Origin of the sequence: Desulfovibrio aminophilus DSM 12254, from assembly GCF_000422565.1 — a bacterium.
Classification (GTDB): domain Bacteria; phylum Desulfobacterota; class Desulfovibrionia; order Desulfovibrionales; family Desulfovibrionaceae; genus Aminidesulfovibrio; species Aminidesulfovibrio aminophilus.
The window spans coordinates 169,823-188,628 of the sequence record NZ_AUMA01000009.1; the positions used below are offsets into that span (position 1 = coordinate 169,823).

Here is an 18,806-nt window from a genome sequence, read left to right on the forward strand (position 1 = left end):
GTGCAGGCGTCGACCGGGAACCCGGCCCAGACGACCCCCAGGAACAACGCAAACACGACAAGCAGACGTCGCATGGATTCCTCCTCCATTGCGGGTGAACGCTCACGATGAACCTCGCCAATAACTCAATTTCATTACCGAATATGCGAGCGTCACAGGGGAGTAAAGGGGAATCAGATGGGCTCGGGCCTGGAACGGGAAAAAAATAACGCCCGCCCGATTGTCGTTTCGCGGCATGGTTCGCCGGACAAGACACACGAAAAAGGCCCGCCAGACAACGCCGGGCGGGCCTCATGACGGATATGGGCGGGCCGGGCTACTTCCCGGTCTTGAGCATCTCCCAGTACTTCTCGTAGATCAGGGCCGCGTCGCCCACGTCGTTCTGGAACTCGGAGCGCTTGAGCACCTCGGCCGGGGGATAGGCCGTGGGGTTCTCGCGCAGCTCGGCGGGCAGCATCTTCAGGGCTTCCTTGTTGGGCGTGCAGTAGCCAACCTCCTCCACGATGGCCTTGGCGATGTCCGGGCGCATGAGGAAGTTGATGAAGGCGTGCGCGTTGTCCGGGTTGGGCGCGTTCTTGGGGACGGCCAGGCAGTCGGTCCAGAACATGCCGCCCTCCTTGGGCCAGACGAAGACCAGCTTGGAGTCTTCCTCGATGGCCCGCATGGCCTCGCCGTTCCAGATCATGCCCACGGCGACCTCCTTGTTCAGGAAGGGCGTCTTGGGGCTCTCGGAGTTGTACACGCGCACGTTGGGCACGAGCTTTTCCAGCAGCGCGTAGGCCGCCTCGATGTCCTTGGCGTCGGTGGTGTTCAGGGACTTGCCCTTGATGAGCAGGGCCGCGCCGAACACGTCGCGCACGTCGTCGTGCAGCAGGAGCTGGTTCTTGAACTCCGGCTTCCAGAGATCGGCCCAGGAGGTCACGGTCTTGGGGTCGAACTTGGCCGAATCCACCAGGATGCCCGCGCCGCCCCACATGTAGGGCACGGAATAGGCGTTGCCCGGATCATAGGGCTTGTCCAGGACGTTGGCGTCCAGGTTCTTCAGGTTCGGCAGCTTGGCCTTTTCCAGGGGCCGAAGCAGATTCTCGGCGCGCAGCTTCTGCATGAAGTAGGCCGAGGGCACGATCACGTCGTAGCCCTTGGCCCCCACCAGCTTGAGCTTGGCGTACATGGCCTCGTTGCTGTCGAAGGTGGAGTAGACCACCTTGATGCCGGTTTCCTTGGTGAACTGGGCCAGCACCGCGTCGGGCATGTACTCGGTCCAGTTGTACACCACCACCTCCCCCTTGGCCGCCCACGCCGGGAGCGAAATCAGGAGGCAGAGGCAGAGCGCCAGGGCCAGGACAAGGAACTTCTTCATCATTTCTTCTCCTTGAGGAGGATTTGCGAGGCGAAGACCACGACCACGGTGGCCGCGACCATGATCGCGCAGAGTGCGTTGACCACGGGCTTCACCCCGAGTTTGACCATGGAGTAGATGCGCAGGGGCAATATCTCGTAGCCCGGACCCGTGACGAAGAAGCTGATGATCACGTCGTCCAGGGAGAGCGTGAAGGACAACAGCCATCCGGCCAGCACCGCGGGCATGACCATGGGCAGAATCACGTGGCGGAAGGTCTCGTATTCATCCGCGCCCAGATCCTGGGCCGCCTCCACCACGTGCTTGTCGAAGCCCGCCAGCCGCGAGGCCACGGTCACGGCCACGAAGGGCAGGCTGAACGTGATGTGCGCCAGGAGCAGGGTGACGAATCCGGGCTCCAGTTGGACGGCCACGAAGAGCATGAGCAGGGACACGCCCATGACGATGTCCGGGGACATGATGACGATGAACAGACCGGTCTGAAAGAGCTTCTTGGCTTTGAAGTCGTAGCGGTGCAGGGCCCAGGCCGCCAGGGTGCCGAGGATGGTGGCGCAGGTGGCCGAGAGCGAGGCCACGGTCAGGGAGTTGAGAGCGGCGTCCAGAAGTTGGGTATCGGACAGGAGTTCGCCGTACCAGCGCAGGGAGAAGCCCTTCCAGCCCGTGGAGTACTTGGAGTTGTTGAAGGAAAAGACGATGAGCACCACGATGGGCAGGTACAGGAAGAGATAGACAAGGGCCATGTAGGCCAGCCGGATGCGCCTAAGCACCGATGTCCTCCGGCTTGCGCGGAGCGCCCTTGCCGCTGCCCCCGTAGAGCAGGAGCAGCAGGATCATGATGCCGGTGAGGACCACGCTGGCGGCCGATCCCGTGGGCCAGTCGCGGGCGGTGAGGAACTGGTTCTTGATGAAGTTGCCGATGAGCAGGCTCTTGGCTCCGCCGAGTACGTCGGCCACGTAGAACATGCCCAGGGCGGGCAGGAAGGTGAGCATGGTCCCAGCCAGGATGCCCGGCCAGGTGAGCGGCAGGCTCACCGCGAAGAAGGCCCGGAAGCGGCCCGCGCCCAGATCCTTTGCCGCCTCCAGCAGCCGGGGGTCGAGCTTCTCGATGGAGCTGTAGAGCGGCAGGATCATGAACGGCAGGAGCGTGTAGATCAGGCCCACGAGCACCGCCGTGTCGGTGTAGAGGATCTCCAGGGGTTGGTCCACGAGCCCCAGGCCGAGCAGGAGCGTGTTGAGCAGACCCTGGGCCTTGAGGATGAAGATCAGGGCGTAGGTGCGGATGAGCGAGTTGGTCCAGAACGGGATGATGATCAGGAGCAGGAAGAGGTTCTTGCGCTTCGTGCGCAGCCGGGCTAGGCCGTAGGCGAAGGGATAGCCCAGCAGGAGGCAGGCCGCGGCCGTGGTGGCGGCCCAGGCCAGGGAATCCAGAAAGATGCGCAGGAAGGCTCCGTCCGCGATGGTGGCGTAGCCTTCCAGGGAAAAGCTCGGGGACACGAAGGACGAGGGGTCGCGCGCCAGGAAGCTCACCACCAGGATGAGCAGGAACGGCAGCAGGGCGAACACCGCCAGCCAGGCGGCCGTGCCGCCGATGGCGGCGACCTTGAAGAAGCTAGGCTTGGTCATCGGGGAGCACCACCTCCCAGCCCTTGATCCAGGTGACGAAGACCGGCTGCCCGGCTGCCACGATCATCTTCTCGTCGTCCTCGTCGAAGAACTCCGTGACCAACAGCTTCTTGCCGGTCTTGAGGGTGATGGCGATGTCGTAGGTGGTGCCCTTGTAGATGGTCTCGTCCACCACCCCCTCCAGGGACAGGCCGGCCTCGGCCGAGGGACGGTGGCTGTGCACGATGAGATCCTCGGGCCGGAGCACGACCTTGACCCGGCAGCCCTCGCCGAAGGGCCGCTTGGCCTTGAGCAGGCAGGCCCGTTCCTCGCCCTCCACGCGGGCCTTGAGCGAGCCGTCCGGGCAGGTCATCTCCTGGCCCAGGACCTCGGCGTCGAGGATGTTCGTCTCGCCCACGAACTTGGCCACCCGGAGGTTCACCGGCTCCTCGTAGACCTCGATGGGCGTGCCCACCTGCTCGATGCGGCCCTGGTCCATGACCACCACGCGGTCGGAGAGGGAGAAGGCCTCCTCCTGGTCGTGGGTCACGAAGACGAAGGTGATGCCCAGGCGGCGCTGGAGATGCTTCAGCTCGCGCTGCATCTGCTTGCGCAGCTTGGCGTCCAGGGCCGAGAGCGGCTCGTCCAGCAGGAGCACCAGGGGCTTGTTCACCGCCGCCCGGGCGATGGCCACGCGCTGCTGCTGGCCGCCGGAAAGCTGCTGGGGCTTGCGGCCCTCCAGCCCCTCCAGTTCGACCATGTGCAGCATCTCGGCCACCCGGGCCTGCAGTTCGGCCTTGGGCGTGCGGCTCATGCGCAGGCCGAAGGCCACGTTCTCGAACACGGTCATGTGCGGGAACAGGGCGTAGCTCTGGAAGACCGTGTTGACCTTGCGCCGGTTGGGCGGCAGACTCGTCACGTCCCGGCCGCCGATATGCACGCGCCCGGAGGTGGGCGTCTCGAACCCGGCCAGAATACGCAGGATTGTGGTTTTGCCGCAGCCGCTGGGACCGAGCAGGGTGAAGAATTCGCGGTTCTTGACGGAAAGGCTGATGTCGTGGAGCACGGTCGTCCCGTCGAACTGCTGGGAGACGTTCTCCAGGGAGATGATGGCGTCGTTCTGCACCCGGGCACCCCGCCGCGCGGATTTCTCGTCTCCCGAAGGAAACGAACGGGTCATCAAAATCGTCCCGGATGAAAACCGGTTCGTGCCAAAGCCTCCGCGCGGCCGGGTCTGGTTCCGGCCCGCGACTTGCAAAATGGGCTCCGGACGCCTACTATGCCTTTGCACGGCAGGTCCGGAACAACCCGGGCAATCCATATGCCCGTCGAGAAATTCATTATGCTCTCATTCGTTTCCTTTGACAAACGTTTTCCCCGCCTCGCGGCGGCGGCCATGGCCCTCGCCCTGATCCTCTGCGGACTGTCCGCCCAGGCCCAGGACTCGGCCATTTCCGCCCCTCAGACCAACATCCAGTCAGCCCCGGTGACGGACACCCCGGAACCGGCCGAGGAAAAGCAGGCCAAGGCGTTCTCGCAACCCCTGACGCCGGAGGTCGAGGAAGCCCTGACCTATCTGCTCGGGCTGCCCGGACACCGCGACCAGTCCCTGGACCCCGCGCGCCTGGCCCCCCTGCTGAACATGGCCACGGGCCCGTCCTTCGACGCCCGCGCCCTCAAGCCCGCGAAGCGCGAGGGCGGCAACGGCGTCTGCCTGCGCGAGGATCTCAAGGCTCCCCTTGAGCGAATCCTGCGCTACGGCTACAACAGGGACATCCCCAACCACGTCATCTTTCCCTCGGTGCTGCGGCTCACCGGCTGGGAGCCGGGCAGCGACATCCTTCGCCCGGGCAAGGGCCTCTGGGAGCTGGCCGAGGGCGATCTGCCCGCGCCGGTGCAGCTCTGGGGCCGGGAATACGAGGTGAACACCCCGGACTCCAGCACCGGGGCCTACTACCGCTACGAGCTGGACCGCTTCATCGCCCTCCTGCGCGCGGACGGAAAGAACGTCCTCGTCTCAATCTCGCGCATGCCCAAGGAATCCGAAGGCGGCAAGAAGGGCGTGCCCATGGACGACCAGAACTGGAACTATTTCTATTCCGGCATCGAGGGCCTCGACCGGGGCCTCATCGGCTGGATGGACACGAGCCTGTACAACTCCTGCTCCGTGCAGGTCTTCGTGGAGCAGGACCGGACCGAGCCCCGGACCACCTGCCTGCTCTTCAAGTGGCTGGCGGGCGGCTGGGCCGGGTTGAACGTGATCATGCCCCGGCACATCTATGACGGCAACATGCGCTTCATCAAGGGCTTCAAGAAGGTCATGGAGTCCGACGCCCTGCCCGACTCCGACCGCTTCGCCGCCGCCGTGCGGGAGATCCGCGGCCTGCCGGAATCGGTCCTGGACGAGAAGATCCGCTCTTATTCCCACGCCTTCGAGCAACTGGCCCGCAACTACCCGAGCATGGACAAGTCCGAGTTCCGCAAGATCTGGGAGAACGGCGGCTACGCCAAGGTTCTGGACCACGACCAGCGCCTGGGCATCCTCGCCCTGGAGTACCTCAAGGCCAAGGTCGGCAAGCCCGTTCTCGTGGACCTGAGCATGATCGACCGGGCCCTCGCCGCCCAGCCGGGCGGCCCCAACGTGGCCGTGCTGGCCCCGGACCAGGGCAAGGAACAGGGAGGGACCGCGCCGTGATGCTTTCCGAGGACGAAGCCAAGTTCAAGTACTGTCCGTACCTGACCACCCACGACGACAAGCTGCGCTTCTGCCAGTGCTCCATGTGCATGATGTGGCGCTGGGAGAATCCGGAACAGCCCGGCGGGCGCGGCTACTGCGGGCTGGCGGACGATCCGCGACCGGAATTCCGGGCCGCCCCCGCCCGTTGATGAAGCCCTTCGTCTTCAAGCTGGAAAAGGTTCTCGAGTACCGGACCCAGCTCGAGGAACAGGCCAAGCTGGCCTTGGCCCGGGCCATCTCCGAACACGCCCGGGGCGAACAGACGGTTGCCGACCTGGAGTCGCGCCTGGCCGAGCACCTGCGCCGGGGCGCGGGCCAGGGAGCCACGAGCGTCAACGAAATCTGGCTCTGGCGGCAATACCGCCAAGCTCTTGAGCAGGATCTCATCATGGCCAAGGCCGAGCTGGCCAAGCTGGCCTTGAAATTGCAGAAAGCCCGCCAGGATGCGGTTTCCCGTTCCAAGGACCGCAAGCTGCTCGAAAAACTCAAGGAACAGCAGGCCGGAAAGCACCATGAAGAGCAAGTCCTCCGCGAAGCCAAGGAAACCGAGGAAATGGCTGTCCTGCGTCATGAGCGTTCGACCCTCTAGGATCATCCTCTGGGTGCTCCTCCTGGGCCTGCTCAAGCTCGGACTGGTGGGTGCCGCCGGGCTCGGGCTCTTCGACGGGCGTCCGGCCAAGGCCGACCGGCCCGTGGTCGCCGCGCTGGAGCCCCAGGCGGCCCAGGCCCAGACCGCCACTCCCCCCGCCAAGCCCCAGGACGCGGCCCAGAAGCCCGCCCAGGACGCCGCCCTGCCGCCCGCCGGTTCTCCGGCGGATTGGAAGATCCTCAAGCAACGCGAAGAGGATCTGGCCTCCAAGGAACGTTCCCTCAAGGCCCTGGAACAAAACCTGGACGACAAGCTCGTGGAGCTCAAGGCCCTGGAGAAGCGCATCCAGGCCATGCTCGACCAGGCCGACGTGCTCAAGGACGAAAAGCTCAAGCATCTCGTGGACGTGTACTCCAACATGAAGTCCAAGCAGGCCGCCGCCGTCCTGGAGACCCTGGACGACGCCCTGGCCGTCAAAATCCTGTCGGGCATGCGCGGCCGCACCGCCGGAGAAATCCTCTCCAACGTGCGCGCCGACCGAGCCGCCGTGCTCACCGAGGCCCTGACCCGCCTCCAGGCGCCCCTGGACACGCCCGGCATTCCATCCCAGCCCAAGCAGTAGGAATGGTCCGGCTCAAACTGACCCTGGCCTACGACGGGACCAACTTCAAGGGCTGGCAGCTCCAGAAGGACGACCCCACGATCCAGGGCGCCCTGGAGGCCGCCGTGGCGCGGATCATCGGCGTCCAGGCCCGGGTGCAGGGCGCGGGCCGCACCGACACCGGGGTCCACGCCCTGGGCCAGGTGGCCCATGTGGACATCCCGGACCACAAACTTTCCTCCGTGCCCTGGCAGCGGGCCCTCAACTGCCTGCTGCCCGACTCCGTGTCCGTACTGGCCGTGGAGCCCGTGTCGCGGGACTTTCACGCCCGCTTCAGGGCCGTGTCCAAGACCTACGCCTACACCCTCTGGACCACGCGGGCCTTCGTCCATCCCCAGCGCCGCAAGTACGTCTGGGACTGCGGCCCCCTGGATGCTGCGGCCATGGACGCCGCCGCGCCGCACTTCCTCGGAACCCACGACTTCAAGAGCTTCATGAACACCGGCACCCCCGTGCGCCACACCGTGCGGACCGTGACCAGCCTGGAGCGCCGCCCTGGGCTCACGGAGCACGAAGTGGTCTGGCGCATCGAGGCCGACGGTTTCCTCAAGCAGATGGTCCGCAACGTGATGGGCCTGCTGGTGGAGATCGGCCGGGGTAAAGCCGATCCCGCTTCCGTCCGAACTATCCTGGAAGGAAGGGACAGGACTCTCGCTCCGGCCACGGCCCCGGCCCGGGGGCTCTGTCTGGAGCGGGTGATCTACGGGGACGTTCATGAGCGAGGGCCTGAAGACGATCCTGGGGATTGAGCCCAGCGCCGCCGGAGGAACCGCCGCCGCGGCCTCGTCCGTCGCCCAACGTTTTCCCGATCCACGCCCGGCTTCCCTGCGCCGCCTCGAACCCGGCCTAGCCCGCGACTACCAAGACCGCGTCCAAGCCCTGAGCGACCGTCTGGCGGCCTTCGCCTGGCCGGATTCCGGCTGGTCATTGGACCGCGCACGCTTGGTGGTGGCCGATCCCGGCCTGGACGGCAAACTGGCGGCGATCCTGCCGGACGCTTCGCGGGCCCGGCCCTACGAACGCTTCGTCTCGCGCGGCTTCGACCCGGAGGCCGCCAGCGCACTGGACCCGGGAACCTACTCCTTCGAAATGACCCTGGACGGAACCACGGAAAAGCTCTCCGTGGAGGTGGCCGCCGGAGACACGAACCGGGACGTGCTCGGCAAGGTGGCCGAGGCGGTGAACGACGCGGACCTGCCCGCCCAGTCCCGGGTGGTCTTCCAGAGCGCCCCGGGCCAGCACCTGGAGCACAGCCCGGCCACGGGCCTGTCCCTGGCCCTGGACCTGAACCAGGCCCGGGATGCGGGCGAACTCGCCCTGCGCGACACCTCCGGCCATCTCCTCAATTCGCTGAACCTCACGGCCGTGCCCGCGCCCCAGGGCCCGGCGGAAACCGGCCCATACCAAACGCTCGGCGAACGGGCGGCCACGGCCACTTCCTACGTGTCCAAAACCCTGGACCCCACGGCCGTCACGGACATCACCCCGGGAACCTACACCCTGGACTGGAGCGCCGGGCCGGACTCGGGCTCGGCGGAATTCCAGGTGAATGCCGGGGATTCCTGGGACGACGTGCTCCAGAACCTGTCCTCGGCCCTGAACATGACCCAGCAACGTTTCACGGCCGAAACCGCCTCCCGCGACCACACGGTCTACACCGAGGACGGCCGGGCCCTTCAGTCCGAGGGCGAGTTGCTCTCGCTCTCGGACAAGAATCCCAAGCTTGGGCAAAGGTTGGTGCTCAGCGGTGCGGACGACGCCTCCAGCGCGGCCCTGGCCTCCCTGGGGCTCTCGGCCACGGCCCGGCCGGGAACGGACGGGGAAATGCGCGTGGACGCCGCGACGCAGACGCGCCGGCCGGGAACCTTCGAGGCCGACCAGGGGCGGCTGCGGCTGGACCTGGCCGAGCCCTTCGGCGAGACCCTGCCCCTGCGCGTGACCGACGCCCTGGAAGTCATGGAAAAAGGCCTGGGCGACACCCTTTCGGCCTACAACGACTTGCGCGGCCTGCTCCTGCAAAACGAGGACCGCTTCCGGCCCGGACTGGTCGACGAGTGGCGCGCTCCGGTGCTCGACGCCAGGACCGGCCTGTCCTGGCTGGGCCTGCGCGAAACCGGCGCGGACAAGCAGATCTGGCTGGACGCCGACGCCTTCTACTCGGCGCTGGGCCAGGCCCCGGACACGGCCCGCGACCTGCTCACCGGCGAGGACGGCCTGCTCACCCGCTGGGCCGCCCAGGCCGCCGGGGATCTGGAGTACGACCCGACGCGCTTCCTGGCGCCGGACACGAGCGTGCCGCCCGGGGCCCCCCAGGCCATCAGCGAACTGGAGCTGGACCTGGGCAGGCGGCTGCTGGACCTCTACGAAACGCCCGCCGCCGCTTTCGATGTGGACGTCTCCCCCACAGGCAGGCTGGTGGACGAAAAGGGCTGAAGGCCGACGACGTTGCGGGCAAACGCCCCTCTTGCTGTTTTCCAACGCCTGGGATAGTCGGCAAAGAGTCAAGGGTTTCCTTGCCGCTCGGGATGTGGGCGACGGAGACGCCTGCAACGGCAAGGGCTGTCTTGTTGTCTTGCGAGAGGAGTGGTTCCATGAAGTCGATTTACGTCGGGAATCTGCCTTACAGCGCCACGGAAGACCAGCTCAAGGATCTCTTCGCCGCCCACGGCGAGGTGCAGAACGTGAAGTTCGTCATGGACCGGGAAACCGGCCGGTTCCGTGGATTCGCCTTCGTCCAGATGGATGACGCCGGAGCCGCCGCGGCCATCGAGGCCCTGGACGGCAAGGATTTCGGCGGCCGCAGCCTGAAGGTCAACGAGGCCCGCGAGCGCGCCCCGCGCCCCGCCAAGAACTGGTAGACGCGCACAGCCCAAGGGGCTGTCGGCTCATACGGGCCCCGGCGTGAATCCGCGCCGGGGCCTCCCGCCAAGCGACCGTCCGCGCCGAAATCCACTCTCTCCGGGCAGTTCCGCCCGGATTCGCCGGAAGCCGATTCTACTGGTCCGCGATCTCGACCCAGACCGGGCAGTGGTCCGAGCCCTCGGTGGCCGCCTCGATCCAGGCGGCGCGCACGCGGCCGCGCAGTTCCTCGGAGGCGAAGAAGTAGTCGATGCGCCACCCCGCGTTGTTCTTGCGGGCGTTGAAGCGGTAGGACCACCAGGAGTAGTGGCCCGGACCGGGCTCGAAGAGCCGGAAGGTGTCCAGGTAGCCGTGGGCCGCGAAGCGGTCCAGCCAGGCCCGTTCCACGGGCAGGAAGCCGGAGGTCTTCTCGTTGGCCTTCGCGTTCTTCAGGTCGATCTCGGTGTGCGCGGTGTTGAAGTCGCCGCCCACCACCACGGGCTTCGTGGCCCGCAGTTCCTGGGCGTACTCCAGGAAGCGGTCGTAGAAGCGCAGCTTGAAGTCCAGGCGCTCCTCGCCCATCTGGCCGTTGGGGAAGTAGATGTTGAAGAGCCAGAAGTCCGGGAGCTCCAGGAGGATGGTCCGGCCCTCGCCCCGAAACTCGTCCCCGGGCAGGCCGAAGGAGTGCGACAGGGGCGGCTTGCGCAGGAAGCAGGCCGTGCCGGAATAGCCCTTTTTCTTCTTGGACCAGTTCCAGACCGCTTGCCAGCCCTCGGGTTCGCGTTCCTCCGGGGCCAGCTGGTCCGGCTCCACCTTGGTCTCCTGCAGAAGCACGGCGTCGGCCCCGCAGGCGTTCAGCCAATCCAGGAAGCCCTTCTTGAGCACGGCCCGGTAGCCGTTCACGTTCCAGGAGACGATCCGCATGCGCCCTCCGCTTGATTCCTTCATTCGCCCGGTTTACCAATCCCGAACCGGAACCTAGCAGCATGCGCCGCGCCCTTCAACATCTCGGCCTCGCCGTGGCCGCCGTCCTCCTGACCCTGCTCGGCCTGGAGGGTCTCTGCCGCACCACCGGCATGGCCCCGGACCTGCCGAAGCCGATCTTCCGCGACGGGGTCATGGCCTACGCCCCGAACCAGACCGGAACATACATGGTGCGCGACGAAATCCGTGCCAGCTACCGGATCAACGCCCAGGGCTGGAACTCGGGGCGCGCGGACAGCCTCGCGCCGAAGACGGGAACCCGCGTCGTGGTGATCGGCGACTCATATGTCGAGGCCCTGCAGGTGGACGCGGACCAGAGCCTGGCCGAGGACCTGGAGCGGCTGTCGCCCGGAACCGAGGTCCTGCGCTGCGGGCTCTCCGGCATCCCCCTGTCGCAATACGTGCACCTGGCCCGCCGCGAGACCCCGGCCTGGTCCCCGGACGTGCTCGTGATCCTGCTCGTGCACAACGACTTCCTCGAATCCTTCATCCCGCCGCCCGGCGTGCACCAGCAAGCCCTGCTGCGCCTGGACGTGGAGGACGGCCGGGTCCTGGGCGAACGGCCGATCCGGCCCTACGTCCGACCCTGGTACGGACTGGCGCGGGAAAGCGCCCTCTGGCGCTATCTGCGCCACCGCCGCCAGCTCGGCTTCCAAACGCTGCGCGACCTGATCCTGGGCAAGGAACCCGAGATATTCCAGGCCAACATGGCGCCCCGGGCCGTGGCCGAGCGCCTGGCCGACGTCCGGGCGGCCACGGACTATCTCTTCGGCGAACTGGACCGGGCGAGCCAGGCCCAGGGCGCGCGGCTCGTCCTGCTCATGGACGGCGACCGGGGGGCCATCGAGGCCGGGCATCCCGGCACGTCCGACGCCCTGATCCTGAACCGCCTCTCCGCCGAGCTGGCCGCGCGGCGCGGCATCCCGTTCCTGGATCTGCATCCGGCGTTCGCCGCCGATTTCGCCGACGAACACCAGCCCTTCGCCTTTCCCCACGACGGGCACTGGAACGCCCGCGGCCATGCCGTGGCGGCCAGGGCCCTGGCCGCCTTTCTCAGAGATCGTGGCCTGATCCCCTGATTTCCGCCTACAAACAAGCGGGGGGCGCGGCCCGTCATCCGGACCGCGCCCCCCGCTTGGGCTGAAAAGGGTCTGTCCCCCGCTCTACTCGCTGTCGGACAGGCTGGAGCACTTGATCATGACCAGGGCGGCGATGACCGAGCCCAGGCCCAGGAAGAACCAGAAAGTGGACATCATGGCGGCGTCTCCTTGCTTGTGTGAAACGATCCTCTCCCCGAGCCCCGGACATAGCAGAAACCCGGCCGCGTGGGAAGGGGGGCTTTCCCGCCGGGGCGATTCGCGCTACCGGAGTCCCATGCGTTCATCCGACCTGCTCGATCTGATCGTCATCGGGGCCGGGGCCTCGGGCCTCTTCCTGTCCCTCCTGGCCGCCCGGCGCGGCCTGTCCGTCACCGTGCTGGAGCACGGCCCGGCCACGGGCCGCAAGCTGCGCGCCTCGGGCGGCGGCCGCTGCAACCTGACCAATCTGGCCGCCGGGCCCGAGGACTACTTCTCGGACAACCCGCACTTCTGCAAGTCCGCCCTGGCCCGCTTCACCCCGGCCGAAGCCCTGGCCGCGTTCGCGGAGTTCGGGCTCGCCTTCGAGGAGAAAGCCCCAGGCCAGATGTTCTGCGTCCAGGGCGCGCGCCGGCTGGCCGAGGCCCTGGAGGCGGCCTGCCGCGAGGCCGGGGCGGGCATCGTCCTGAACTGCCCGGTGCGCGCGGTGGCGGGACCGGCCCCCTTCCGCGTGGAAACCGGGACCGGGATCTTCGAAGCCCCACGACTAGCCGTGGCCTGCGGCGGCCCGTCCTGGCCGAACCTGGGGGCCTCGGACCTGGCCTTCCGCCTGGCCCGCCAGTTCGGCCTCGACGTGGTCGAACCCCGGCCCGCCCTGGCGCCCCTGGTCCTCTCCGGCGGTCAGGCCCGGCTCTGCCGCGACTTGGCCGGGCTCTCCCTGACCGAGGCGCGCGTGGCCTGCGGCGGCCGATCCTTCCTGGGCGGCCTGCTGTTCACCCACCGGGGCCTGTCCGGCCCGGCCGTGCTGGAGGCCTCCTGCCTCTGGCGGCCCGGCCTGGACGTGGCCGTGGACTTCCTGCCCGGCCGCGACCTGGAGGATCTGCTCCGCCAAGGCCGCGGGGAATTCCGGGGCCTGACGAAAACCTTCCTGCGCCGTCTCCTGCCCGACCGGCTCGTGGCGGCGCTGGCTCCGCCCGGCGCGGCCGAGCGGCCCATGGCCCAGCTCTCCAACGCCGAGCTGGCCGAGACGGCCCGAGCCTTCCAGAATTTCACGGCCACCCCCTCCGACACCGAGGGCCTGGCCAAGGCCGAGGTCACGGCCGGGGGCGTGGACACCCGGGACATCTCCTCCAAGACCATGGAGTGCCGGAAGATTCCAGGCCTCTTTTTCCTGGGCGAGGCGTTGGACGTGACCGGCAGACTGGGGGGCTTCAACCTTCAGTGGGCTTGGTCCTCGGCCGCTGCCGCCGCCGCGTCGTTCTGAGCCGAAGATTTTCTCTCTTCTTTCTGTTGATGTTGAAAATTAATTTCAATAAAAAAAGCTCGTCACTGTTCGCGACGATCCTCACCAAGCCAGGCACCCTCCCGGCGCTCCTCGCGGAGGGGAGGCGTCGACAAACCGCCTCCCCTCCTCCCTCCAGAATGGAGAAGGCCCCCGACGACCGTCGCCGGGGGCCTTCCCTGTTCGAGGTGGAGAGAGTGCGAGAGGAGAATCAGTATTCCAGGTCCTCCCGGGTCACGGGAGCGCTGAAGGTCTTGTAGACCCAGAACTGGTAGCCGATGACGATGGGCACGAAGACCAGGGCCACGCCGAGCATGATCGCCAGCGTCAGCGGGCTGGACGAGGCCTTGATGCCCGCGTCCGTGGCCGTCAGGCTCCAGGCCGGGTTCAGGCTGGAGGGCAGGATGGCCGGGAACAGGCCCACCACGGCGAAGAGGGTCACGCCGATGATCATCACCGCCGAAGCCCCCCAGGCCGCCCAGAACCGCCGCGCCGCCAGCCAGACCCGGATCATGACCAGCCCGCCAACGGGCACGAGCAGAATGAGGAACAGGACCGGGTTGGTCAGGTAGTTGGTGAAGAGCTTGGTGGCGAACCAAGTGTAGACCAGGAAGACCACGATGACCGCAGCAAGCACGGGCCAGAGCCTGGCCGCCGTGGAGGCCGCGCGTTCGCGCAGGTCGCCCTCGGCCTTGATGCTGAGCCAGAGCGCGCCGTGCAGCAGGAAGAGCAGCACGAAGAGCACGCCCCCGGCCAAGCCGTAGGGATTGAGCAGGTCGAGCAGGCCGCCGTGCATGACCTGGTTCTGGTCCAGGGGCAGGCCCTGGAAGATGTTGGCGAAGGCCACGCCCAGGAGCAGCGCTGGCAGGAAGCTTCCAACCACTTGGCAGCCGTCCCAGACCGCCTTCCAGCCGGGCGAGTCCACCTTGGAGCGGAACTCGAAGCTCACGCCGCGCACGATGAGCGCGAAGAGCAGGAGCATGAGCGCGGTGTAGAGCCCGCTGAACATGGCCGCGTAGGCCAGGGGGAAGGCCGCGAAGGTCACGCCTCCGGCCGAGATGAGCCAGACCTCGTTGCCGTCCCAGAAGGGACCGGCGGCATTGTAGATGACCCGCTTTTCATACTCGTCGCGGGCCAGGAAGGGCTTGAGCATGCCCATGCCCAGATCGAATCCGTCCAGGGCGAAGTAGACCGCCCAAAGCACGCCCCAGAGAAGGAACCAGATGGTCTCCAACATGATGTCGCTCCTTTCCTTGTCCTTGGGCGGCTAGTGCGCCGCGTCCGGCCCCTGCTTCACGGCCCGGCCCGCCAGGAAGAACCCGGCCGCGCCCAGCAGCGAGTAGAGAACGATGATGGCCGCCAGGGTGAACCCCACCTGTCCGCCCGAGATGGGCGAGACCGCATCCGAGGTCCGCATGAGGCCGTGGACGATCCACGGCTGGCGGCCCACCTCGGCCACGATCCAGCCCGCCTGGAGGCCCAGGTAGGGCAAGGGGATGGCCCAGGGCAGGAGCTTCAGGAACCAGGGGTACTTGCCGATGTCGCGGCGCTTGATCCAGGCGAAGAGAGCGATGAGCGGCATGATCGTGCCGATGCCGACCATGGCCCGGAAGGCCCAGAAGGTGATGACCACCGGCGGCCGGTCCGCGGCCGGGACGTCGTTCAAGCCCTTCACCACGGCGTCCGGGTCGTTGTAGGCCAGGATGCTCAGCAGCGAGGGCACGGGCAGGGCCTCCAGCACGTTGCCGTTCTCCCCGGGGATCTGCAGGAGGTACATGGGCGCGTTGGCCCGGGTCTCCCAGTGGGACTCCATGGCCGCCAGCTTGACCGGCTGGATGCGGGCCACCTCGTTGCCGTGGAAGTGTCCCTGAACGGCCACCAGGATGCTGGCGACCAGGGCCACGCCCGCTCCGATGCGCAGGGAGGCGTTGAAGAATTCCTCGTGGGATTTGCGGGCCAGGTGCCAGGCCGAGATGCCCAGGACGAAGAACCCGGCCACGCAGAAGGCTCCCAGGATGGTGTGCGCGAACTGCTGCCAGGCGAAGGGGTTCAGGACCACGGCCATGAAGTCGTTCAGCTCGGCGCGGCCGTTGCGGATCACGTAACCCAGCGGGTTCTGCATGAAGCCGTTGGCGATGAGGATCCAGACCGCGGAGAGGTTGCCCGCCCCGGCCACGAGCCAGGCGACGGTGGCGTGGGCCTTGGGCGAGAGCTTCTTCCAGCCGAAGACCCAGACCCCGATGAAGGTGGACTCCAGGAAGAATGCCGCCGTGGCCTCGATGGCCAGCAGCGAGCCGAAGATGTCGCCCACATAGGCCGAGTAGCGCGACCAGTTGGTGCCGAACTGGAACTCCAGGGTGATGCCCGTGACCACGCCCAGAACGAAGTTGATCAGGAACAGCTTGCCCCAGAACTTGGCCATGCGCAGGTAGAGTTCCTTGCCCGTGCGCACGTAGGCCGTCTCCATGCCCGCGATGAGGACCGAGAGCCCCAGCGTGAGCGGCACGAAGATGAAGTGAAACATGGTGGCGGCGGCGAATTGCAGCCGCGAAAGCAGAATCGCGTCCATACTACCTCTCCCTGTTTCTCCTTTCAGCGCTCGTCAACCGTCGATTTCGGGCCACTGTAGCCAAAGCGCCCCCGGTCCACAAGTAGGAATAGGAACTATTTTTATTTTTTCTTCGGAACGGGCCTCGAACACGGCGGTTCACGGGGAATTGCAAGTCACCATACTATAGATTAAGGATTTCGAAAACCGGGGAACGTATGTTCAAGTGGAACCCATGGGCCGACCTGGAGGCCATGCGCGCGTACATGGACCGCCTCTGGAGCGCGTCCGGGACCGACGAGCTCGGGGGGTGCCTCTGGTCCCCGGCCGCCGACGTGCTGGAGACGCCCTCGGCCTACGTGCTGCGCGTGGAGCTGCCCGGCGTTCCCTTGGAGAACGTGGTCCTGGAGGCCGTGGGCCGCGAACTGCGCATCAGCGGCAGGCGTCCCTCGGAACGCGACTTCCCGGGCACGGTGTTTCAGGCCGTGGAGCGGCCCCAGGGCCCCTTCGCCCGGGCTTTCGCCCTGCCCGCCGACGCCGACGCCGAAGCCGTCACCGCCGCGCTCAAGGACGGACTCCTGACCGTGACCATTCCTCGAAAGGCCCCGGCCGAGCCGGGCCCGCTCAGGGGCTAGGTCCCCGGCTTGACTTGCCCGGCGTTCCCCCTTAATACACAATCCCTTTATCCGCGCTCCCCAGGGGAGCGCCCAGGAACCGCATCCATCCGCCGCGCGGAGGAAGACGTTTGTTCGACAGCCTCACAGACCGCCTGAGCCAGGCGTTCAAGAAGATCCGGGGACAGGCCCGGCTGGACGAGTCCAACATCCAGGATGGCCTGCGCGAGGTGCGCCTGGCGCTCCTGGAGGCCGACGTCAACTTCAAGGTCGTCAAGGACTTCGTCGACCGGGTCAAGGAACGCGCCCTGGGCCAGGACGTGCTCAAGAGCCTGACCCCCGGCCAGCAGGTGGTCAAGATCGTCCACGAGGGCCTGGTGGAACTCTTGGGCGGCGAGCAGACCGGCATCCAGACCGCCGGGGTCAAGCCCCTGGTGATCATGGTCGTGGGCCTGCAGGGCTCGGGCAAGACCACCTCGGCGGCCAAGCTTTCGGTCTGGCTGCGCAAGCAGAAGCTCGTGCCCTACCTCGTCCCGGCCGACGTCTACCGCCCCGCGGCCATCGACCAGTTGCAGACCCTGGCCAAGCAGATCGGCGTGCCCGCCTATCCGAGCGAGCCGGGCATGAACCCGGTGGACATCTGCCGCGACGCGCTCGTCAAGGCCGCCGAGGCGGGCTGCAACGCCGTGCTCCTGGACACCGCCGGACGCCTGCACATCGACGAGCCCCTCATGGAGGAGCTGTCGGCCATCAAGGCCGCCTGCAGGCCGCGCGAGATCCTCTTCGTGGCCGACGCCATGACCGGCCAGGACGCCGTGACCGTGGCCCAGAGCTTCAACGAGCGCCTGGACGTCAGCGGCGTGATCCTGACCAAGATGGACGGCGACGCCCGCGGCGGCGCGGCCCTGTCCATCAAGAGCGTCACCGGCAAGCCGGTGAAGTTCGTAGGCGTGGGCGAAAAGATTTCCGACCTGGAACTGTTCCATCCCGACCGGGCGGCCTCGCGCATCCTGGGCATGGGCGACATGCTCACGCTCATCGAGAAGGCCCAGGGCGAGTTCGACGCCGAGGAGTCCCAGCGCATGGCCGAAAAGATGGCCAAGGCGCAGTTCGACTTCGAGGACTTCCGCGAGCAGATGCGCAAGATCAAGAAGCTCGGCTCCCTGGAGGGCCTGCTCAAGCTCATTCCGGGCATGGGCGGCGTGGTTCAGAAGCTGGCCGAGGCCAAGGACCACGAAAAGGATCTGGCGCGCACCGAGGCGATCATCAGCTCCATGACCATGAAGGAGCGGCGCCAGCCCAAGCTGCTGAACCCGAGCCGCAAGGAGCGCATCGCCCGGGGCTCGGGCGTGACGGTGGCCGAGGTCAACGCCCTGGTCAAGAATTTCGAGCAGATGAGCAAGATGATGAGTCAGGTCATGGGCGGCAAGAAGGGCAAGGGCATGCCCAAGATGCCCAAGGGCATGAAGATGCCCGCCGGAATGCCCGCCATGCCGGGCGGCATGCCGGGAATGCCCGGCGCTCCGGGGATGCCCGGGGGCATGCCGGGAATGCCCGGCGAGGGCGGCGAGGGTGGACCGCGAAAACTCTCCAAAAAGACCCTGGCCGAACGCAAGAAGAAGAAACTCAAGAAGAAACAGCGCCAAAAGCGCTGATTCCCAAGGCGAGAAGCGTCTTGCCTTTTTTGGAAAGAAGCCGTAATCAACTCAAATATGGGGGAAAAGACAGTATGGCCATGAAGATTCGCCTGACCCGCATGGGCTCCAAGAAGCGTCCGTTCTACCGCATCGTGGCTCTCGACAGCGCCACCCGCCGCGACGGCCGCGCCCTGGAGTACATCGGCCACTACAATCCCATGGTGGAGCCCGCCGAGATCGTCGTGGACGCCGCGCGCCTGGACTACTGGGCCAAGCAGGGCGCCACCTGTTCCGATTCCGTGCGCACGCTCCTGAAGAAAGTCCAGAAGTAGCCGGGCCCCGACGCTCCGGGCCCGGCTCGGTTCATACGGCAGGCGCGGCCCTCGCGGGTCCGCGCGCGGGCACTCAAGCGGAGGTGAAGCTCATGCTCAGGGAAATGATCGAATTCATCGCCAAGTCCCTCGTGGATCACCCGGAACAGGTCCAGGTTTCGGAAGTGGAAGGCGAGCAGACCTCCGTGATCGAGCTGAAGGTGGCCAAGGAAGACCTGGGCAAGGTCATCGGCAAGCAGGGCCGCACGGCCCGCGCCATGCGCACCCTGCTGGGAGCCGCTTCTTCCAAGGCCCGGAAACGCTCGGTTCTGGAAATCCTGGAATAGC

The 18,806-nt window shown here is 66.8% G+C and carries 20 protein-coding genes; 13 read left to right on the forward strand and 7 right to left on the reverse strand.

Annotated elements, in window-relative coordinates:
• Positions 1–316: 316 nt before the first annotated feature.
• Genes H587_RS0107370 through potA form a run of 4 tightly spaced genes read right to left on the reverse strand, consistent with a single transcriptional unit; the run spans position 317 to position 4,142 of the window.
• Positions 317–1,360, reverse strand: a complete 1,044-nt coding sequence (locus H587_RS0107370; RefSeq protein ID WP_027175726.1) for an ABC transporter substrate-binding protein — start codon at positions 1,358–1,360, stop codon at positions 317–319.
• Positions 1,360–2,100, reverse strand: coding sequence for a spermidine/putrescine ABC transporter permease PotC (gene potC, locus H587_RS0107375; RefSeq protein ID WP_034608819.1), 741 nt, complete (start codon positions 2,098–2,100; stop codon positions 1,360–1,362). The genes H587_RS0107370 and potC overlap by 1 nt, the downstream gene beginning before the upstream one ends.
• A 19-nt stretch (positions 2,101–2,119) precedes the next feature.
• The gene (gene potB, locus H587_RS0107380; RefSeq protein WP_027175728.1) at positions 2,120–2,983 is read right to left on the reverse strand and encodes a spermidine/putrescine ABC transporter permease PotB; all 864 of its coding nucleotides are present in this window, start codon (positions 2,981–2,983) and stop codon (positions 2,120–2,122) included.
• The gene (potA, locus tag H587_RS0107385) at positions 2,970–4,142 is read right to left on the reverse strand and encodes a spermidine/putrescine ABC transporter ATP-binding protein PotA (protein WP_084630501.1); all 1,173 of its coding nucleotides are present in this window, start codon (positions 4,140–4,142) and stop codon (positions 2,970–2,972) included. The genes potB and potA overlap by 14 nt, the downstream gene beginning before the upstream one ends.
• A gap of 216 nt (positions 4,143–4,358) precedes the next feature.
• On the opposite strand from potA, the gene H587_RS17675 reads away from it, so the two are divergent.
• From H587_RS17675 to H587_RS0107420, 7 genes are all read left to right on the forward strand, one after another.
• Complete coding sequence (locus tag H587_RS17675; protein WP_156904479.1) at positions 4,359–5,657, forward strand: hypothetical protein; 1,299 nt, start codon at positions 4,359–4,361, stop codon at positions 5,655–5,657.
• Entirely contained in the window at positions 5,654–5,848 is a 195-nt protein-coding gene (locus H587_RS0107395) for a hypothetical protein (protein WP_027175730.1), read from the forward strand. The genes H587_RS17675 and H587_RS0107395 overlap by 4 nt, the downstream gene beginning before the upstream one ends.
• Positions 5,848–6,288 carry a flagellar export protein FliJ gene (gene fliJ, locus H587_RS0107400; protein WP_034608783.1) on the forward strand — a complete coding sequence of 147 codons (441 nt, stop codon included), beginning with the start codon at positions 5,848–5,850 and terminating at the stop codon, positions 6,286–6,288. The genes H587_RS0107395 and fliJ overlap by 1 nt, the downstream gene beginning before the upstream one ends.
• Positions 6,269–6,910: a MotE family protein gene (locus tag H587_RS17680; RefSeq protein WP_245560838.1), complete on the forward strand. Its 642-nt coding sequence runs from the start codon at positions 6,269–6,271 to the stop codon at positions 6,908–6,910. Before fliJ ends, H587_RS17680 begins: the two co-directional genes overlap by 20 nt.
• A gap of 2 nt (positions 6,911–6,912) precedes the next feature.
• A complete protein-coding gene (truA, locus tag H587_RS17685; RefSeq protein WP_034608784.1) occupies positions 6,913–7,698 on the forward strand; it encodes a tRNA pseudouridine(38-40) synthase TruA in 786 nt (261 codons plus the stop codon).
• Positions 7,664–9,382 (forward strand): hypothetical protein, encoded by a 1,719-nt coding sequence (locus H587_RS0107415; RefSeq protein WP_027175732.1) that lies wholly within the window; start codon positions 7,664–7,666, stop codon positions 9,380–9,382. Before truA ends, H587_RS0107415 begins: the two co-directional genes overlap by 35 nt.
• Positions 9,383–9,540: 158 nt before the next feature.
• On the forward strand, positions 9,541–9,807 hold the full coding sequence (locus H587_RS0107420) for an RNA recognition motif domain-containing protein (protein WP_027175733.1): 267 nt from the start codon (positions 9,541–9,543) through the stop codon (positions 9,805–9,807).
• 136 nt (positions 9,808–9,943) lie between these two features.
• Here H587_RS0107420 and H587_RS0107425 read toward each other — a convergent pair whose 3' ends face one another.
• Positions 9,944–10,711 (reverse strand): exodeoxyribonuclease III, encoded by a 768-nt coding sequence (locus H587_RS0107425; RefSeq protein WP_027175734.1) that lies wholly within the window; start codon positions 10,709–10,711, stop codon positions 9,944–9,946.
• 62 nt (positions 10,712–10,773) lie between these two features.
• Here H587_RS0107425 and H587_RS0107430 point away from each other — a divergent pair, with 62 nt between their 5' ends.
• Both H587_RS0107430 and H587_RS0107440 read left to right on the forward strand, forming a co-directional pair.
• Positions 10,774–11,850 carry an alginate O-acetyltransferase AlgX-related protein gene (locus H587_RS0107430; RefSeq protein ID WP_027175735.1) on the forward strand — a complete coding sequence of 359 codons (1,077 nt, stop codon included), beginning with the start codon at positions 10,774–10,776 and terminating at the stop codon, positions 11,848–11,850.
• A 295-nt stretch (positions 11,851–12,145) separates the two neighbouring features.
• Positions 12,146–13,330 carry a BaiN/RdsA family NAD(P)/FAD-dependent oxidoreductase gene (locus H587_RS0107440; protein WP_027175736.1) on the forward strand — a complete coding sequence of 395 codons (1,185 nt, stop codon included), beginning with the start codon at positions 12,146–12,148 and terminating at the stop codon, positions 13,328–13,330.
• Positions 13,331–13,559: 229 nt separating this feature from the next.
• Here H587_RS0107440 and cydB read toward each other — a convergent pair whose 3' ends face one another.
• Positions 13,560–14,585: a cytochrome d ubiquinol oxidase subunit II gene (cydB, locus tag H587_RS0107445; RefSeq protein ID WP_211219494.1), complete on the reverse strand. Its 1,026-nt coding sequence runs from the start codon at positions 14,583–14,585 to the stop codon at positions 13,560–13,562.
• A gap of 30 nt (positions 14,586–14,615) precedes the next feature.
• Positions 14,616–15,917 carry a cytochrome ubiquinol oxidase subunit I gene (locus H587_RS0107450; protein ID WP_027175738.1) on the reverse strand — a complete coding sequence of 434 codons (1,302 nt, stop codon included), beginning with the start codon at positions 15,915–15,917 and terminating at the stop codon, positions 14,616–14,618.
• 197 nt (positions 15,918–16,114) lie between these two features.
• Between H587_RS0107450 and H587_RS17690 the strand changes: the two genes are divergently transcribed.
• The 4 genes from H587_RS17690 to H587_RS0107470 all read left to right on the forward strand — a co-directional run bounded on the left by H587_RS17690 (position 16,115) and on the right by H587_RS0107470 (position 18,805).
• Positions 16,115–16,531: an Hsp20/alpha crystallin family protein gene (locus H587_RS17690; protein ID WP_051202522.1), complete on the forward strand. Its 417-nt coding sequence runs from the start codon at positions 16,115–16,117 to the stop codon at positions 16,529–16,531.
• Between the two features lie 110 nt (positions 16,532–16,641).
• The gene (ffh, locus tag H587_RS0107460) at positions 16,642–18,165 is read left to right on the forward strand and encodes a signal recognition particle protein (protein ID WP_027175739.1); all 1,524 of its coding nucleotides are present in this window, start codon (positions 16,642–16,644) and stop codon (positions 18,163–18,165) included.
• Positions 18,166–18,239: 74 nt separating this feature from the next.
• Positions 18,240–18,479 (forward strand): 30S ribosomal protein S16, encoded by a 240-nt coding sequence (gene rpsP / locus H587_RS0107465; RefSeq protein ID WP_027175740.1) that lies wholly within the window; start codon positions 18,240–18,242, stop codon positions 18,477–18,479.
• A gap of 92 nt (positions 18,480–18,571) precedes the next feature.
• Complete coding sequence (locus H587_RS0107470; RefSeq protein WP_027175741.1) at positions 18,572–18,805, forward strand: KH domain-containing protein; 234 nt, start codon at positions 18,572–18,574, stop codon at positions 18,803–18,805.
• Position 18,806: the final 1 nt, after the last annotated feature.

What these genes read in the sequence shown, in the direction of transcription:
- H587_RS0107370 (WP_027175726.1), bottom strand. Translation starts at nt 1,360, where the DNA reads ATGAAGAAGTTCCTTGTCCTGGCCCTGGCGCTCTGCCTCTGCCTCCTG.
- potC (WP_034608819.1), bottom strand. Translation starts at nt 2,100, where the DNA reads ATGGCCCTTGTCTATCTCTTCCTGTACCTGCCCATCGTGGTGCTCATC.
- potB (WP_027175728.1), bottom strand. Translation starts at nt 2,983, where the DNA reads ATGACCAAGCCTAGCTTCTTCAAGGTCGCCGCCATCGGCGGCACGGCC.
- potA (WP_084630501.1), bottom strand. Translation starts at nt 4,142, where the DNA reads ATGACCCGTTCGTTTCCTTCGGGAGACGAGAAATCCGCGCGGCGGGGT.
- H587_RS17675 (WP_156904479.1), top strand. Translation starts at nt 4,359, where the DNA reads ATGGCCCTCGCCCTGATCCTCTGCGGACTGTCCGCCCAGGCCCAGGAC.
- fliJ (WP_034608783.1), top strand. Translation starts at nt 5,848, where the DNA reads ATGAAGCCCTTCGTCTTCAAGCTGGAAAAGGTTCTCGAGTACCGGACC.
- H587_RS17680 (WP_245560838.1), top strand. Translation starts at nt 6,269, where the DNA reads ATGAGCGTTCGACCCTCTAGGATCATCCTCTGGGTGCTCCTCCTGGGC.
- truA (WP_034608784.1), top strand. Translation starts at nt 6,913, where the DNA reads ATGGTCCGGCTCAAACTGACCCTGGCCTACGACGGGACCAACTTCAAG.
- H587_RS0107415 (WP_027175732.1), top strand. Translation starts at nt 7,664, where the DNA reads ATGAGCGAGGGCCTGAAGACGATCCTGGGGATTGAGCCCAGCGCCGCC.
- H587_RS0107420 (WP_027175733.1), top strand. Translation starts at nt 9,541, where the DNA reads ATGAAGTCGATTTACGTCGGGAATCTGCCTTACAGCGCCACGGAAGAC.
- H587_RS0107425 (WP_027175734.1), bottom strand. Translation starts at nt 10,711, where the DNA reads ATGCGGATCGTCTCCTGGAACGTGAACGGCTACCGGGCCGTGCTCAAG.
- H587_RS0107430 (WP_027175735.1), top strand. Translation starts at nt 10,774, where the DNA reads ATGCGCCGCGCCCTTCAACATCTCGGCCTCGCCGTGGCCGCCGTCCTC.
- H587_RS0107440 (WP_027175736.1), top strand. Translation starts at nt 12,146, where the DNA reads ATGCGTTCATCCGACCTGCTCGATCTGATCGTCATCGGGGCCGGGGCC.
- cydB (WP_211219494.1), bottom strand. Translation starts at nt 14,585, where the DNA reads ATGTTGGAGACCATCTGGTTCCTTCTCTGGGGCGTGCTTTGGGCGGTC.
- H587_RS0107450 (WP_027175738.1), bottom strand. Translation starts at nt 15,917, where the DNA reads ATGGACGCGATTCTGCTTTCGCGGCTGCAATTCGCCGCCGCCACCATG.
- H587_RS17690 (WP_051202522.1), top strand. Translation starts at nt 16,115, where the DNA reads ATGTTCAAGTGGAACCCATGGGCCGACCTGGAGGCCATGCGCGCGTAC.
- rpsP (WP_027175740.1), top strand. Translation starts at nt 18,240, where the DNA reads ATGGCCATGAAGATTCGCCTGACCCGCATGGGCTCCAAGAAGCGTCCG.
- H587_RS0107470 (WP_027175741.1), top strand. Translation starts at nt 18,572, where the DNA reads ATGCTCAGGGAAATGATCGAATTCATCGCCAAGTCCCTCGTGGATCAC.